Origin of the sequence: Mycobacterium europaeum, assembly GCF_034555895.2 — a bacterium.
GTDB lineage: Bacteria > Actinomycetota > Actinomycetes > Mycobacteriales > Mycobacteriaceae > Mycobacterium > Mycobacterium europaeum.
The window spans coordinates 5233073-5246852 of sequence record NZ_CP157315.1; the positions used below are offsets into that span (position 1 = coordinate 5233073).

Genomic DNA, 13780 nt, shown 5'->3' on the forward strand with positions numbered 1-13780 from the left:
TGTCGACGACACCCCCGGTCGCGCCGGGTCATCCGCGCGCTGGGCGCGCGGGAATGCGCCTACGATCGCGTCAAGCAGGCCGCCCGGATGGAAACCGAACGGCCGCATGCCATTCGGGAAGCGGCGATGAGCGGCCGCAATGGCGGGACGATTTCCATCGTCGGCGTGTACGGCGACCTGATGGACAAGTTTCCCATCGGGGCGGTGATGAACCGGTCGGTCACCATCAAGACCGGACAGTGTCACGTGCACCGCTTCATGCGCCCGCTGTTGGACCGGATTCGCAACGGCGACATCGAGCCGACCATCATCGTCAGCCATCATCTGACGCTTGACCAGGCGCCCCATGGATATGAGATCTTTCAAGAACAAAGAGGACCGCTGCACCAAAGTCATCCTCAATCCGAGCTGACCGCAAGAATGGGAAAGGGGAATAGTCATGGCGAATGAATTGCAGGGCAAAAAAGTCGCGATTCTCGCCGCCGACGGCGTCGAGAAGGTGGAACTCGAGCAGCCACGCTCGGCGCTCGAGGCGGCAGGCGCCCAGGTCGAGCTGCTCTCGCTGAAGACGGGTGAAATCCAGGCCCGCAACCACGATCTCGAGCCGGCCGGAACCTTCAAAGTCGACCGGGCGGTGTCTGACGCCTCGGTATCCGAATTCGACGGCCTGGTGCTTCCGGGCGGCACCGTCAATCCGGACAAGCTGCGGATGGACAGCTCCGCCGTCTCCTTCGTGCGCGACTTCGTCTCCTGCGGAAAGCCGGTCGCCGCGATTTGTCACGGGCCCTGGACGCTGCTGGAAGCCGGTGTGGCAAAGGGTCGGACGCTCACGTCGTATCCCTCCATCCGTACCGACCTGCGCAACGCGGGGGCGAACGTGGTGGACGAGGAGGTCGTGGTCGACGGCAATGTGATCACCAGTCGCTCACCGAAAGACCTCCCCGCGTTTTGCGCGACCATCGTGCAGCAATTCGCCCACGCCCCTGCGAGTTAGCGGGAAATGGCCTTTCCGCACGCCGTTTGAACCCATCGGTTTGCGGGCATTACACAGGCCAAGCAGTGATCGCCGCGGCGATCCGTCGAAAGGCCAGAGTTGACCACAACACATCCCGGACCCGCTGTTTCTGCTGCGTCGAACGTTTATCAGCCACAAGAGGATTCCCGGTTGCTGGTGGATGTGATGAGCGAGAGCGGACTCGTTCCGGGGCGGCGCGTTCTCGACTTGTGCACGGGTAGCGGATTTGTCGCGATCGCCGCAGCAGAGATGGGTGGCGCCGACGTCACCGCCTTCGACATCTGCCCGCACGCGGTGGGCTGTTCGCGCGGCAACGCCGTCGCCGCCGGCGTGCATCTCGACGTCCGCAACGGCACGTGGAGCGACGCGCTCGACTGCGCGCCGTTCGACGTCGTGGTGTCCAACCCGCCGTACGTGCCGGCACCGCCGCACGACGACACGGCGGCGATCCCGTCCGGTGCGGGGCCGTCGTGGGCCTGGAACGCCGGCCCGGACGGGCGGATGGTGCTCGATCCGCTGTGCGAGGCGGCGCCCAAGTTGCTCTGCGACGGCGGAACACTGCTTCTGGTGCACTCGGCGCTCGCCGGTGTCCAGCAGTCGCTGGATTCCCTGAAGTGGGCCGGCATGGACGCGAAAGTCGTTGCGTCGAAATGGATACCGTTTGGTCCCGTGATGACCGCGCGAGCGGCCTGGCTGGAGAGCGTCGGGTTGATACCGCCCGGGCGCAGGGAAGAGGAGCTGATCGTGATCCGGGCGGACAAGCGGTGACCGGGACCCGGGTACAGGTGGTTGCGGGCGGGCCGGTGCTGGTGGCCGGCCCGGTGCGCATCGAGATGCCCAACGGGGAGGTCGTCGAATCCGACCGGTTCATGGTGGCGATCTGCACCTGCCGGCGCAGTGACACGTATCCGTTGTGCGACACCAGCCATCGGCGGTGCCGCGATCTGGACCGGCGGACGCCTAGTCCAGCGGCCTCCGCAACGACGTCCGACCCTGCTGCCACGACGCCATAACCGCGTCGGCCAAGCGGTTTTCGACCGCGGCGTGCGCGCGGATCCCGAACACGATGTCGCGATCGAGCTGTGGTTCCCGGGCGACCAGGTCGCCGACCACATCGATGCGCACCACGTGCTCGTGCACCGCGTCGGCCTCGACGTGCTCGGCGTAGAACTCCACACACGCCGACGGTGCCCCCATCCGCTGCAGGGCGTGCACCATCCGCCGGGACCCCGGCGGCGAGGTGATCTCGGTCGACGCGAAATGGCCTATGGCGGCCCCACGCAATTCGCGGTGCAGCCCGAAGAGCGACATCAGGTTCACCGCGGCCAGCGCCTCGGCGGTGACCACGTCCGCGTAGGCCAGGTACGTCGTGTCGAGGCCCGCGGCCGCCATCAGATCGGCGAAGAGCTGCTGATGCAACCGGGGACCGTGCCCGGCGCCGTATTCGTCGAATTCGATTGCCACGAAAGCCGCTTTCGCGACACCCAGCAGTCGCGGGATCGCCCAGGCGTGCGGATCGCCCTCTTTGAGGTGGTACACCGACCGGTGTACGAAATATTCGCGCATCTGCTGCCAGGTCCCGGTGTCGCGCAGGTAGTACGACGGGCCGGTGCCGTCGGCCGGTTCGACCGAGATGGCGTCCATTTCGGCGGCAGCGGTCTGGTCGGCCGCGATGGGCCCGACATCGCGGCGCACGCCGGCCAAGAAGACGCGTTCCAGTTCGCCGCGGAGCGTGAGCAGCGCCGGGTTCCATTCCCAGCCCGGGTCCACCCCGGCGAAGCCCCGGTAGTGCAGCTCGTAGCACATGCACAGGGCCAGCTGCAGGTCCAGCCCGTAGGGATCCGAATCGCGGACCGACGCGCCGATGCGGGCCAGGTGGTCGTGTGACGGCGGCCCCGTCAGGGCGCGCCGAACGGTGGTCGACAGCGGCCCGTGTGCCGCCGGCAGGGCGGGTTCGGTCGTGATTGATGCGCGGGTCACGCCCACGACTACCCGCAATCCGGGGCCCACAAACGGTGCGGCGCCACCGCTATCCGGCCCCGGCCGGCAGGCGAAAGGTGAGGTCGACGGTCGTTCCGGTGTCGCCGCGGTCCAGCTGCAACGTGCTGCTGAGCGCCCTCATCAGCACCAGGCCCCGCCCACCGTTCCCGGGGTTGACGGCGGGTTCCTTCCACGAGCCGTGGTCGCTGATCCGGGCGCGGATTTCGCCTTCGGCGAGTTCGACGTGGAGCGACATCGTGCCGGGCGGGTGCCCGACGTATGCGTGCTCGACGCAGTTCGTGCAGGCCTCATTGACCACCAACACGATGTCGGCGGCCAGTTCGTCGGGCTGGCCCGCGGCGCGCAGCCAGTCGGCCAATCGATGCCGGACGCCGGCCAATTCGGCTGCCCTGGCCTCACTTTCGATCCGGAGCGGGGACGGCTGGTACCGGTAGATCACCATGGCCACGTCGTCGTCATACCCCGAAACGGGCGCCAACTCACGCAACACCGCATCGGCGACCGAATCCAATGGCAACGTCGTCGTCTTCGCCAGCACCGCCGCGGCGCGATCGATCCCGTCGTCGATCGACTCGTGCTTGCGTTCGACCAGCCCGTCGGTGAACAACATCAGGGTCGAGCCCGGTGGCAACACCCGGCTGGCCTGCGGGCGAGGCTCGGCGCGGCGGACCGCGAGGGGCACCGACGCGGCGTCGGTCAACATCACCGTCGTGCAGGGCTCCGACCCGACGAGCACGGCGGGCATGTGACCGGCGTTGCTGTACTGCAGAACCCCGGATTCGGTGTCCAGGACCGCCAGGAAGACGGTGGTGCAGTATGCATTCGGGATGAGCGATGCCGCCGAGTCGAGTTGCTCGAGCAACAGCGCGGGCTCAGCCCCGTTGATCAACAGCGCCCGCGCCGAACTGCGCAGCTGGCCCATGACCGCGGCCGCCGGCAGGCCGCGACCCACGCAGTCACCCACGACGATGCCGATGCGGTGATCGCCGATGGGCAGCACGTCATACCAGTCGCCGCCGATCTCCAGCGGCGGGACGGCGGGCTCGTAACGCACGGCGAAACCCGGCGGCGGCTCCATGGTCGGGAGCAGGGCGCGCTGCAAGGTCAGCGAGGTCTCGCGGGCGCTCTCGAATTGGCGGACGTGTTGCATGGCCAGGCTGAGATGACCGACGAGGACGGTGATCAGCAGCCGGTCTTCGGCGCTGACCCAGCGGGGCGAACGCAGCTCCAGCCACAGGGCCACATCACCCGCGCCGGAGAGCACCGCCACCAATCCCGCCGCCTTGCCGGGGCTGTCGGGCCGCTCGACCGTCTTGGCGGTCAGCGGCAGCTGGTGACGCGCGTCCTCGAAGGTGTGCCGCAACCACGGATCCAGCCTGCGCCAAGAGGTTTGGGACGGTTCGCCGGCGACCTGGACGGTGGGTTCTCCCCCGACGGCCGGCCAGGAGATCGCGATCACCCGCTGCACGTCGATCGCCGCGGTGCACTCGGCGAGGGTGATGGACAGCAGCTCGTCGACGCTCTTGGCCACCGCGACCGCCGTCGCCAACCGCAGGACCGCGCTCTCCCGCGCGGCGAAGGCCCGTTCGGCGGTGATGTCCCGGATCGTTCCCACGAAGACGTCTTGGTCGCTGCCGCTGCCCTGCACCGCGTTGATGCTGACCGTCACCCAGACCAGGTGCCCGTCGTGATGGCGGATCGGCGTCTCGTAGGCGGTGCTGCCGATGCTGCGCACCAGCGCCTGCTGTTGGGTGGCGCCCTGCTGGTCGACCAACCACGGGTGCGGCCACCGGTACGGCAGCCCCTCGGCGGGATAGCCGAGGATCTCGATGAGGGCGTTGTTCATCTCGATCACGGAGCCCTCGTGGTCGGCGACGAAGAACCCCTCCTGCAACGAATTGACCAGCGCCGTGCGGAATTTGTCGCGGTCGGCCAGCCCCTCGGCGCGAGCCCGCTCGCGGGCGTAGCGCCTGGTGCCGTCCAGGAAGCCGCGGGTGGCGATGTCGAGCGGGACCAGCATCTGCAACAGGAATTCCAGCGCGATCGGTGCGTCGATCTGGATGTCCTTGGCCAGTTCCAGGATCAGCTCGACGTGGCGCTCGATGATGGCGAGCAGGCTGACCTCTTCTTGCAGGGCCCGGCGCCCGAGCTCGTACGCCACGGCCAGACTGTCCTCGTCACGCGCCTTCAGATAGGTGCGCAGCGCCGTGGCGTACTGGGCGTGGAAGTCGTCGTCGTTCATGTCGAAGCTCCCCGATGACGAGCGGTCAGCACCATGGCGTCATCGGTTTCCTTCGCGTCCTTGCCGAGCAGTTCTTCGGCGATGGCGACGGCGGGGGCCGCGAAGTCGATGTGGTCCAGGTAGTCTTCGGCGATCCCGTCGGTCCGCATCACCAGCAGATCGCCGGGGCGCATCGAAACCACCTGCGCCGGCCGGATTTCCGGTATGCGGTAGCCGACGATCCCCGCGGTCAGCCGCGCGCTGGCCCGGATCTGGACACCGGTGGGGGACTTGGCCACCAATTCGGCTGTCACGTTGCCGACGCCCGTCCACGTCAGCGTGTTGGTCGCGAAGTCGACCCGGGCCAGAGTCATCGCAACGCCTCGGCTGCCGGTCAGCACGCGGTGACAGAGCTGGACCAAGACCTCGATCCGCTCAGCTCTGGAGCGTCTGACCGCTTCGACGGCCCGCAGCGCCGCTGCCGCGGCGTCCGGACCGTGGCCGAGTCCGTCCACCACGGCGAACAGGGCGGCGTCACCGCCAACGTCGACGGCGATGCCCCGATCCCCGGAGATGAACTCACTGGGCAGCGGACGGCCCGCCCGTGCCCACTCGATCGGCCCGAAGCGGCCGTTCTCACGCATGGGGCGGGACCCATTTCCACATCTCGACGACCGTTCCCCGGCCGAGCGTGGATTCCACGAGCAGCCGGTCCATCAGCCGCCGGGAGCCGGGCAGGCCCATGCCCAGCCCGCGGCCGGTCGAATAACCGTCCTCCATCGCCCGTTCGATGTCGGCGATGCCCGGTCCTTCGTCCTCGGCGCGCACCACCAGGGCCTTGTGGCCCTCCCGGTCGGCGACGAAGACCCGGACCACGCCGCGGCCGGCGTAGCTGGTGATGTTTCGCGCGATCTCGGAGATCGCCGTGGCGATCATCGTGACGTCGGTCAGGGAGAACCCCAGGTCGAGTGCGAGTTGATGGCCGGCTTTGCGGACTTCGACGATGTCGTCGGAATTGTTGATGTCGACGACGATGTCAGTCTCCACCGTCGCGCCCGATCGCCGGTTTGCGCTGTGTCAGTTGGCGATTCAGCAGGGCGAGGCCCTCTTCGAGATCCAGCGCGGTGTTCATGTCGTCGAACGCCAGGCCCAGCTGGACCATCGCGAAAGCCACCTCCGGCTGCAGGCCGACGATCACCGTGTCCGCGCCGCGCAGCCGGGTCATGTGCGCGATGGTCCGCAGCGATCGGGCCGCGAAGGAGTCCATCACGTCGATGGCGGTGACGTCGACGATGATGCCCTGCGCGCGAAAGCGGCTGACTCGCTCCATGAGGTCGTAGCGGAGCCGCTCGGCGTCGGAGTCGCTGAGCGCGGCCTGCACCGAGGCGATCAGGATCGCACCCTGTTTCAGGATCGGTACCGGCATGGGGCGCTCGTGTTCCTCTTGCTATCCGGTCTGCTCGCCGGTGCGGGTGACCTCGTAGCCCAGTAGGCGCTCGGCTTCCTCGATGCCGCCCTGCAGGTCGCCGACGGCGTTCATCTTCGACAGGTCCAGGCCGATGGTCACCAGCGTCAGGGCGATCTCCGAGGACAGGCCGGTGATGATGACGCTGGCGCCCATCAATCCGGACGCGTCGACCGTCTGCACCAGGTGGTTGGCCACCGTGGAGTCGATCGTGGGCACACCGGTGATGTCGATGACCACCACCTTCGCGCGGTTGGCGCGGATGGCTCTCAGCAGCTGCTCGGTGACCTGGCGGGCGCGTTGGCTGTCGAGCACGCCGATGATCGGCAGAATCAGCAGCTGTTCACGCACCTGCAACACCGGTGTCGACAGCTCCCGAATCGCCTCCTGCTGCTGGCGGATGATGCGCTCGCGTTCCTGCACGAAGCTGACCGCCACGGTGTTGGCGATGCGGTTGGCCGCCGGTTCGTAGGCGTCCAGCACCCGGTTGAGCATTTCGAATTCGGCCTGGTATTTCTCGAACAGCGAGCGTGCGAGCACGTCGCGCAGCAGCAGCACGATGCCGACCACCTCGTCGGTTTCCACCCCCCGCGGGATGATGCGTTCCGACAGGTCGCGGGCGTAGGCCTGCAGCGCCTCGACGCTACCGGTCTCGAGCACCTCGACATAGTTGTCGTAGACCGCGGTCGCCTCGGAGAACAGCTCCTCCGGCGTCATCGCGGTGAGCAGTTCGGCCTCGGTGATCCGGCGCGCCCACTCCTCGCGCAGGACGGTGCGGTTCTGCCGCAGATGCTGAACGAGCTGCGGTAACAGACCCTCGCTGGAAACGCTGACTGCCTGCGCGGTGGCGCCTGCGCCGCTGAACTCCGCCGGCGATTCTGACATGTGGCCTCCCGAGTAACGGTCCGCGCCCCGCCGTGTGCAGGCTGATTTTGCGAGACTAGCCTGGGTTGCCGCGGGGCAGGTGTTGAGGGCATATTCTTCCCGCAGTTTCGCAACGCAGGCTAGGCTTGCACCACACCCTGCAGCCCAGGACAAAGGATCGCCATTGTCAGCTCCTGATTCGATTACCACGTTGGTTGAGGACCACGGAGGGGTGTCCGTGGTCAGTGTCAGCGGAGAAATCGATTTGGTCACGGCTCCGGCTCTTGAACAGACCATCGGCGCGGTCGTTGCGGAGAACCCGACGGCACTGGTGATCGATCTTTCCGCGGTGGAGTTTCTGGGTTCGGTGGGGCTGAAGATCCTGGCGGCGACGTACGAGAAGCTGGAAACGGCGACGGGGTTCGGGGTGGTCGCACGCGGTCCGGCGACCAGGAGGCCCATTCATTTGACCGGGCTGGACAAGACCTTTCCGCTGTACCCTACGCTGGACGACGCGCTGACCGCGGTGCGGGACGACAACATCAACCGGTAGGCGCGTGGCGTTCGCGCCATAGTTTGCGCGACAAGCCATTTGGCGAAATTGCCGGCGGTTGCATTGCCGGATGTGGACGACGAGTCAACGGTCGGCCGAGAATCATTTGAAAGTGCAAACGCGATACCGACTCTCGCTACACCTGTCGAATTGGCGCCGCCTCGTGCGGCAGGTGCGATGATCACGGCTATGGACGTCGACAATCCGCAAGGCGATCAGCGGTGGGACAGCCGTGAGCGGGGCGAATCCGAAATGCAACGGCTGGACCGCAATTGGAACAGCCTGCTGCAGGAGCTGCGCGTGGTGCAGACAGGTGTACAGCTGCTCACGGGTTTCCTGTTGACACTGCCGTTCCAACAGCGGTTCGACGTCCTGAGCCCGCCGATGCGCAACCTCTATCTCGCGACGGTGGGGTGCTCGGTGGGGGCGACCGTGCTGTTGATCGCCCCGGTCGGCATGCATCGCCTGTTGTTCCGCCGTCATCGCCTGCAAGTGCTGGTGTCCGCCGCGCACCGTTGCGCGTACGCCGGGCTGGCGCTGTTGGGCCTGGCGCTGACCGGGATGACGGTCATCGTCTTCACCGCGGTGGCCGGCAGCAGCCCGGGGCTCATCGCCGGGGCGTGTGCGCTGACGCTGTTCACGCTGTTCTGGTGGCTACTGCCGTTGCTGCTCCGCACCCGCGGCACCTGACGCGAGACCGGTGATGTGGGTCGAATCCAGATGCTCGAGCAGGTCTTGCGGATCGGCGAAGATCGGTGACGCGCCCGCCGCCTGCAGCTCCTCGCGGGCGATGCCGCCGCTGAGCAGCCCGATGCAGGGCAATCCGGCGCCGGCCGCGGCGTGCGCGTCCCAGACGGCGTCCCCGATGAACACGGCATGGGCGGCGTCGACCCCCGCCCGGTCCAGCGCCACCTGCACGATGCCGGGTTCGGGCTTGGCGGTGTCGACGTGGCGCGACGACGTCGTTTCGGAGATCACGTCCTCACAGTCGAGGACCTTGCGCAGGATCTCCAGTTCGTCGTCGGGCGCCGAGGTGGCCAGCACGACCTGCAAGCCGAGTGCGGCGACCCGGCGCAGCAGCGCGCGGGCCCCCGGCAGCGGCGCGAGCAGCGGGGTGCACTCCCGGTAGTAGCGGCTGTGCCCGTCGCTGAGCCGCTCCTGGACCTCGTCCGGGGCGTCCCGGGATAGCGTTCGCACCAGCGTGGAACCGTCCATGCCGATGCAGCGGTGGATCTGCCAGGCGGCCACCGGCAGACCCTCCGCGTCGAAGGCACGTTGCCACGCGTAGACGTGCAGATAGTTGGAGTCGACCAGGCTTCCGTCGACGTCGAAGAGAACGGCGGGTTCCATCTGCGCGGCATACCCAGGCCGGGGTCGGCTGACACCGGCGCGCGATGTCGTTTGGATTGCGGGGCGGCGGGTAATCGGCGTGCGTGAGCGGTTGCGGCTCCTTTGCCGCGGGATGGCCGGCCCGGCCGACGCCCGAGTGGTGGACCGCAGTGCCACACGAATCGCATTGGTAGGCAAACTTTCTCACAAGGAGTGAAGTTGAATTACCGCAACGGCGACCCGGTCGATCACCATCGGACCTCCCGTCGGCACGCCGGCGAAACCGTCACCGACGGCGCGAACGCGCCCGGTCTGGCCGGCTCGGCCGTCGCGGTGGTCGCCCTGATCGTCGGTTTGTTCGCGTTGGCGACCCGGCACCCGGCGGCCGGCGTGGCGGCCGTGATCCTGGCCACGATGCTGGGGGCGGCGAGCGCGGTGTGGTTGCTGCGCACGCACCGCAGGGTGCGCGAGGACGAACTGGCCTGGCACGCCGCGCATTCCGACGAGCCCGCCCCGCCGCCGAGTAGCTGACCGCTGTGAGCTAACGAACACCGGTGGGCGCGTCGCCCGCCGTGTGGGGGTTTATCGGGCGCCACGACCGGGTAAATGCGGATCTATGGTCGCGCCAGTTTCGTTGCGAGCAGCAAACTATCCGGTCGAGTACGGGCGGGATTTTCCGCTGCTCGGCCTGGCGGCGGTGGCGGTCTGGGCGCTCAGTCTGGCCCTCGGCCTTTTCGAGCTGCTGCTTGGGCACGAGGGGATCGCCATCGCGGCGCTGATCGTGTCCGTGGTCGCTCCGTGGCTGGGCCTGGCGCTGGCGCATTACCCCGCGGTGGCCCGGCGCACGCGGCGGCTCAATGTCCGACTGCGCAACTTTTTCCAGCCGGTCGGTGTAACGCGCGCCTGAATGGGGTACGTCCTGCGCCACGGGTGAGTACAGGAAAGTGCGTCAACCCGGCTTCACCAGCAGGAAGGAACTGCCATGCCGACCGCAAGCGACTATGACGCACGCCGCGCCTCGGACTCCGAAACCCAGGACAAGTCCGCCATCCGCGAACTGGCACCGACCTTGCACGGGTCCGCCACCGCGGTGGTCGACGAGGACCCCAACGATGTGCACTTCTTCGAGTTGCCCGGCGCGGACCTGTCCGGTGAAGAGCTGTCGGTGACCGTGATTCCCCAGCGGTCCGATGAATTCACTTGCTCCAGCTGCTTTTTGGTGCAACACCGCAGCCGGTTGCGCAGCTCGAGCGCCGGCGTGTCCATCTGCGCCGACTGCGCCTGACACCGGCGCCCCCGCCGGGTGATCCGTTGCCCCGCAACCGATTCAGGCCTGCGCCCATTCGCGATCGCACACGGCGCACCGCCGGGTGACCATCGCCCAGGCCGGTTCGTCCGGGCCGGGCTGGCGGATCGGGTGGGCCGAAGTGTCGCCGCAGCCGGGGCAGGCACAGACGGCGCGGTAGGGCTCCATGGGCTGGCCCTGCATCAGCCGGAGGTTTTCCGCGCGGGAGAACGGCACGATCGCCAACGGCTCGGGGCGGGGGACCGGGCGCGGCTTTTCGAACCACAACAGGCCACAGGTCACCGTCGCGACCGCGGTGAAGATGGCCAGGATCATTGTCGGGATGTTCCACGGCCAGTTCGGCGGGATGGGAGTCACCACCAGAACCGCCAGCACCGTGGAGAGCAGGGCGCCGATGATGGTGCCCGGTTTGGCAAACCGGTAGTGGTCGCCGACGCTGAGCGCCTCCCACGCCCGGATCTCCCGCTGCCGCTGCGCGACCTCGGCCAGGGTGGGGTGCCGGCGACCGGCGCCGTCCGTGCAAACAGCAAACCCCGTCACCTGTCGCGTAGGCCCGCGCGGCTCGCCCCGCGCGGGCGACGAGCTTGCGGGCGTCATGCAGGCCGAGCTTAATGGCAAAGCCGCGACGCCGCAGCGGGAGACCGCGGCGCCGGCCGGCGCACCGGCTAACACAACCGAGTCGGGGTGGCGGGATTTGAACCCACGGCCTCTTCGTCCCGAACGAAGCGCGCTACCAAGCTGCGCCACACCCCGCTTGAAGCTCCGACAGCCTATCGCACCGGCCCATCGGCTGGCCAAATCGCGGCGTGGCGGCTCATTCCCACCGGCAGGAGCGCTCGAACTCCGCCAACGCCTCGGCGGGGCCACTCGGGTCGATTCCCTGCGCGCTGACCCACTCGTCGTCGAAGTAGGTGTCGATGTAGCGGTCGCCGCTGTCGGCGAGCAGCGTGACCACCGACCCGCTGCGCCGCTGGGCCACCATCTCGGCGAGCAGACCGAAGGCGCCCCACACGTTGGTGCCCGTCGAGGGCCCCACCCGGCGTCCCAGGACGGCGCTGACGTGGCGGGCGGCGGCGACCGACGCCGCGTCGGGGACCAGGACCATGCGGTCGACCACGTCGGCCAGAAACGACGGCTCGACCCGCGGGCGGCCGATGCCCTCGATGCGCGAGGACCCGGACATCACGATGTCGCAGCGGCCTTCGGCGTACGCGGGAAAGAACGCGGAGTTCTCCGGGTCGACGACGCACAGCCGGGTGGCGTGCCGCCGGTAGCGGATGTAGCGGCCGATCGTCGCGCTGGTGCCGCCGGTGCCCGCACCGACCACGATCCATTCCGGGATCGGATGCGTCTCCTCGCCCATCTGCTCGAAGATCGACTCGGCGATGTTGTTGTTGCCCCGCCAGTCGGTGGCGCGTTCGGCGTTGGTGAATTGGTCCAGGTAATGGCCGCCGGTGTCGCGGGCGACCCGCTCGGCCTCGGCGTACACCTCGCCGGAGTCGTGCACGAAATGGCAACGGCCGCCCTGGGCCTCGATCAGCGCCACCTTCGACGAGCTGGTGGACGTCGGCATCACGGCCACGAACGGCAGGCCCAGCAGGGCCGCGAAGTAGGCCTCCGACACCGCGGTCGAGCCCGACGAGGCCTCGACCACGGTGGTGCCCTCGTTGATCCACCCGTTGCAGAGCGCATACAGGAACAACGACCGCGCCAGCCGGTGCTTGAGGCTGCCGGTGATGTGCGTGGTCTCGTCTTTGAGGTAGAGCGTCACCTGAGCGCCTGGGCCGTCCGCGGCCCACGCCGACGGCAGGGGATACCGCAGCAGGTGGGTGTCGGCGCTGCGACGGGCGTCGGCGTGGATGAGCCGAATCGCGTCATCCGTCCAGCACCGCGAGCGGCTGCGGACCGCGATCCGGGTCCGCTCGCTCAACGCACCGAAACTGTTGGCTGCGAACGGCTCAGGTCGCTGGCCGAATCGCGACCGCCCATCGGGGTGGCGATCAACGTCAGCAGCGTGGCCTCGGGCCGGCAGCAGAAGCGCACCGGGGCGAACGGCGAGGTGCCGATCCCGCCGGAGACATGCAGCTGCATGTGCGCGCCCCAGCGCGACGGGCCCTTCGCGCGCGACCGGTCCAGGCCGCAGTTGGTGACGAGGGCGCCGTAGAGCGGGAGGCAGACCTGGCCGCCGTGGGTGTGTCCGGCCATCACCAGCTGGTAGCCGTCGGCGGCAAAGCGGTCCAGCACCCGCGGCTCCGGGGAGTGGGTCAGCCCGAGCCGCAGGTTCGCGGCCGGGCTGGCCGGCCCCGCGATCGTCTCGTAGCGGTCTCGGTCGATGTGCGGGTCGTCGACGCCGGCGGCCGCCACGTGCAGGCCGGCCACCTCGAACTCGCGCCGCGTGTGGGTCAGGTCCAGCCAGCCGCGCTCGGTGAAGGCCGCCCGCAGGTCCTGCCAGGGCAGCGGCTCGCCGTGGACCCGATGCGACGGGTTGGTCACGTAGTTCAGCGGGTTCTTCAGGCGCGGCCCGAAGTAGTCATTGCTGCCGAACACGAAAACGCCCGGCCGCGACAGCAAGTCCCCGAGGGCCTGTACCACCGCGGGCACCGCCTTGGGGTGCGCCAAGTTGTCGCCGGTGTTGACCACCAGGTCGGGTTCCCAGTTGCTCAGCTCGCGCAGCCAGGCCTGTTTGCGGCGCTGGCTGGGCAGCATGTGCAGATCGCTGATATGCAGCACCCGCAGCGGCGTGGAGCCCGGCGTCAGGACGGGCATGGTTATCTCGCGCAGGACGAAGGCGTTGCGCTCGACGACGGCGGCATAACCGATGCCGACGACGGCCGAGCCGAGCGCGACGGCACCGGTGCGTATCAGCGTGGGCAGCGCCGCGCGACGACGCGGTCCGCGCAGCGGACCGGTGTGCGGGCGCCCCCAGCCGCGCAGCGGACTGCCAAGGAGCGGGGCCATTGAGCTTGCATCAGCCATGCTGGCAGCCTACTGCCGGTTGCGCTTTGGCAACGGAGGGCTTGCGTCGC

General features: G+C 68.4%; 19 protein-coding genes and 1 tRNA gene. 9 read left to right on the top strand and 11 right to left on the bottom strand.

Annotation, left to right across the window (positions count from 1 at the left end):
* The first annotated feature begins 87 nt into the window (after nt 1-87).
* The 4 genes from U8D42_RS24175 (at nt 88) to U8D42_RS24190 (ending at nt 2028) form a co-directional block, all read left to right on the top strand.
* The gene (locus U8D42_RS24175; protein WP_322860784.1) at nt 88-450 is read left to right on the top strand and encodes a hypothetical protein; all 363 of its coding nucleotides are present in this window, start codon (nt 88-90) and stop codon (nt 448-450) included.
* Nucleotides 440-994, top strand: a complete 555-nt coding sequence (locus U8D42_RS24180; protein ID WP_322860783.1) for a type 1 glutamine amidotransferase domain-containing protein — start codon at nt 440-442, stop codon at nt 992-994. The genes U8D42_RS24175 and U8D42_RS24180 overlap by 11 nt, the downstream gene beginning before the upstream one ends.
* A 99-nt stretch (nt 995-1093) precedes the next feature.
* The gene (locus U8D42_RS24185; RefSeq protein ID WP_322860782.1) at nt 1094-1783 is read left to right on the top strand and encodes a HemK2/MTQ2 family protein methyltransferase; all 690 of its coding nucleotides are present in this window, start codon (nt 1094-1096) and stop codon (nt 1781-1783) included.
* Nucleotides 1780-2028: a CDGSH iron-sulfur domain-containing protein gene (locus tag U8D42_RS24190; protein WP_322860781.1), complete on the top strand. Its 249-nt coding sequence runs from the start codon at nt 1780-1782 to the stop codon at nt 2026-2028. The genes U8D42_RS24185 and U8D42_RS24190 overlap by 4 nt, the downstream gene beginning before the upstream one ends.
* On the opposite strand, the gene U8D42_RS24195 is transcribed toward U8D42_RS24190, so the two are convergent.
* Genes U8D42_RS24195 through U8D42_RS24220 form a run of 6 tightly spaced genes read right to left on the bottom strand, consistent with a single transcriptional unit; the run spans nt 1976 to nt 7587 of the window.
* Complete coding sequence (locus U8D42_RS24195; RefSeq protein WP_085241450.1) at nt 1976-2995, bottom strand: iron-containing redox enzyme family protein; 1020 nt, start codon at nt 2993-2995, stop codon at nt 1976-1978. The two genes, U8D42_RS24190 and U8D42_RS24195, sit on opposite strands and share 53 nt — an antisense overlap.
* A gap of 49 nt (nt 2996-3044) precedes the next feature.
* Nucleotides 3045-5258, bottom strand: a complete 2214-nt coding sequence (locus U8D42_RS24200; protein WP_322860780.1) for a SpoIIE family protein phosphatase — start codon at nt 5256-5258, stop codon at nt 3045-3047.
* Nucleotides 5255-5881, bottom strand: coding sequence for a SpoIIE family protein phosphatase (locus U8D42_RS24205; RefSeq protein WP_322860779.1), 627 nt, complete (start codon nt 5879-5881; stop codon nt 5255-5257). The genes U8D42_RS24200 and U8D42_RS24205 overlap by 4 nt, the downstream gene beginning before the upstream one ends.
* The gene (locus U8D42_RS24210; RefSeq protein ID WP_322860778.1) at nt 5874-6284 is read right to left on the bottom strand and encodes an anti-sigma regulatory factor; all 411 of its coding nucleotides are present in this window, start codon (nt 6282-6284) and stop codon (nt 5874-5876) included. The genes U8D42_RS24205 and U8D42_RS24210 overlap by 8 nt, the downstream gene beginning before the upstream one ends.
* Nucleotides 6274-6663 (bottom strand): STAS domain-containing protein, encoded by a 390-nt coding sequence (locus U8D42_RS24215; RefSeq protein WP_085241358.1) that lies wholly within the window; start codon nt 6661-6663, stop codon nt 6274-6276. The genes U8D42_RS24210 and U8D42_RS24215 overlap by 11 nt, the downstream gene beginning before the upstream one ends.
* Nucleotides 6664-6684: 21 nt before the next feature.
* Nucleotides 6685-7587: an STAS domain-containing protein gene (locus tag U8D42_RS24220; protein WP_322860777.1), complete on the bottom strand. Its 903-nt coding sequence runs from the start codon at nt 7585-7587 to the stop codon at nt 6685-6687.
* Nucleotides 7588-7750: 163 nt separating this feature from the next.
* Between U8D42_RS24220 and U8D42_RS24225 the strand changes: the two genes are divergently transcribed.
* Both U8D42_RS24225 and U8D42_RS24230 read left to right on the top strand, forming a co-directional pair.
* Nucleotides 7751-8119 carry an STAS domain-containing protein gene (locus U8D42_RS24225; RefSeq protein ID WP_322860776.1) on the top strand — a complete coding sequence of 123 codons (369 nt, stop codon included), beginning with the start codon at nt 7751-7753 and terminating at the stop codon, nt 8117-8119.
* Nucleotides 8120-8308: 189 nt separating this feature from the next.
* Nucleotides 8309-8809, top strand: a complete 501-nt coding sequence (locus U8D42_RS24230) for a DUF6328 family protein (protein WP_322860775.1) — start codon at nt 8309-8311, stop codon at nt 8807-8809.
* Here U8D42_RS24230 and U8D42_RS24235 read toward each other — a convergent pair.
* The gene (locus U8D42_RS24235; protein WP_322860774.1) at nt 8774-9469 is read right to left on the bottom strand and encodes an HAD family hydrolase; all 696 of its coding nucleotides are present in this window, start codon (nt 9467-9469) and stop codon (nt 8774-8776) included. The two genes, U8D42_RS24230 and U8D42_RS24235, sit on opposite strands and share 36 nt — an antisense overlap.
* Nucleotides 9470-9661: 192 nt before the next feature.
* Between U8D42_RS24235 and U8D42_RS24240 the strand changes: the two genes are divergently transcribed.
* From U8D42_RS24240 to U8D42_RS24250, 3 genes are all read left to right on the top strand, one after another.
* Nucleotides 9662-9979, top strand: coding sequence for a hypothetical protein (locus tag U8D42_RS24240; protein WP_322860773.1), 318 nt, complete (start codon nt 9662-9664; stop codon nt 9977-9979).
* Nucleotides 9980-10064: 85 nt separating this feature from the next.
* On the top strand, nt 10065-10355 hold the full coding sequence (locus tag U8D42_RS24245) for a hypothetical protein (RefSeq protein ID WP_322860772.1): 291 nt from the start codon (nt 10065-10067) through the stop codon (nt 10353-10355).
* Nucleotides 10356-10430: 75 nt separating this feature from the next.
* The gene (locus U8D42_RS24250) at nt 10431-10733 is read left to right on the top strand and encodes a DUF4193 domain-containing protein (RefSeq protein ID WP_090418854.1); all 303 of its coding nucleotides are present in this window, start codon (nt 10431-10433) and stop codon (nt 10731-10733) included.
* Nucleotides 10734-10775: 42 nt separating this feature from the next.
* Here the strand turns inward: U8D42_RS24250 and U8D42_RS24255 are convergent, their stop codons facing one another.
* From U8D42_RS24255 to U8D42_RS24270, 4 genes are all read right to left on the bottom strand, one after another.
* Nucleotides 10776-11351, bottom strand: a complete 576-nt coding sequence (locus U8D42_RS24255) for a hypothetical protein (protein WP_322860771.1) — start codon at nt 11349-11351, stop codon at nt 10776-10778.
* An 82-nt stretch (nt 11352-11433) separates the two neighbouring features.
* A tRNA-Pro gene (locus U8D42_RS24260) sits at nt 11434-11507 on the bottom strand.
* 61 nt (nt 11508-11568) lie between these two features.
* Nucleotides 11569-12684: a PLP-dependent cysteine synthase family protein gene (locus U8D42_RS24265; protein ID WP_322860770.1), complete on the bottom strand. Its 1116-nt coding sequence runs from the start codon at nt 12682-12684 to the stop codon at nt 11569-11571.
* On the bottom strand, nt 12681-13730 hold the full coding sequence (locus U8D42_RS24270) for a metallophosphoesterase (protein ID WP_431523810.1): 1050 nt from the start codon (nt 13728-13730) through the stop codon (nt 12681-12683). The genes U8D42_RS24265 and U8D42_RS24270 overlap by 4 nt, the downstream gene beginning before the upstream one ends.
* Nucleotides 13731-13780: the final 50 nt, after the last annotated feature.

Excerpts from the sequence above, each read along its gene's own strand:
- U8D42_RS24175 (WP_322860784.1), top strand. The coding sequence starts at position 88 with ATGGAAACCGAACGGCCGCATGCCATTCGGGAAGCGGCGATGAGCGGC.
- U8D42_RS24180 (WP_322860783.1), top strand. The coding sequence starts at position 440 with ATGGCGAATGAATTGCAGGGCAAAAAAGTCGCGATTCTCGCCGCCGAC.
- U8D42_RS24200 (WP_322860780.1), bottom strand. The coding sequence starts at position 5,258 with ATGAACGACGACGACTTCCACGCCCAGTACGCCACGGCGCTGCGCACC.
- U8D42_RS24205 (WP_322860779.1), bottom strand. The coding sequence starts at position 5,881 with ATGCGTGAGAACGGCCGCTTCGGGCCGATCGAGTGGGCACGGGCGGGC.
- U8D42_RS24215 (WP_085241358.1), bottom strand. The coding sequence starts at position 6,663 with ATGCCGGTACCGATCCTGAAACAGGGTGCGATCCTGATCGCCTCGGTG.
- U8D42_RS24220 (WP_322860777.1), bottom strand. The coding sequence starts at position 7,587 with ATGTCAGAATCGCCGGCGGAGTTCAGCGGCGCAGGCGCCACCGCGCAG.
- U8D42_RS24230 (WP_322860775.1), top strand. The coding sequence starts at position 8,309 with ATGGACGTCGACAATCCGCAAGGCGATCAGCGGTGGGACAGCCGTGAG.
- U8D42_RS24235 (WP_322860774.1), bottom strand. The coding sequence starts at position 9,469 with ATGGAACCCGCCGTTCTCTTCGACGTCGACGGAAGCCTGGTCGACTCC.
- U8D42_RS24245 (WP_322860772.1), top strand. The coding sequence starts at position 10,065 with ATGGTCGCGCCAGTTTCGTTGCGAGCAGCAAACTATCCGGTCGAGTAC.
- U8D42_RS24250 (WP_090418854.1), top strand. The coding sequence starts at position 10,431 with ATGCCGACCGCAAGCGACTATGACGCACGCCGCGCCTCGGACTCCGAA.
- U8D42_RS24255 (WP_322860771.1), bottom strand. The coding sequence starts at position 11,351 with ATGACGCCCGCAAGCTCGTCGCCCGCGCGGGGCGAGCCGCGCGGGCCT.
- U8D42_RS24270 (WP_431523810.1), bottom strand. The coding sequence starts at position 13,730 with ATGGCTGATGCAAGCTCAATGGCCCCGCTCCTTGGCAGTCCGCTGCGC.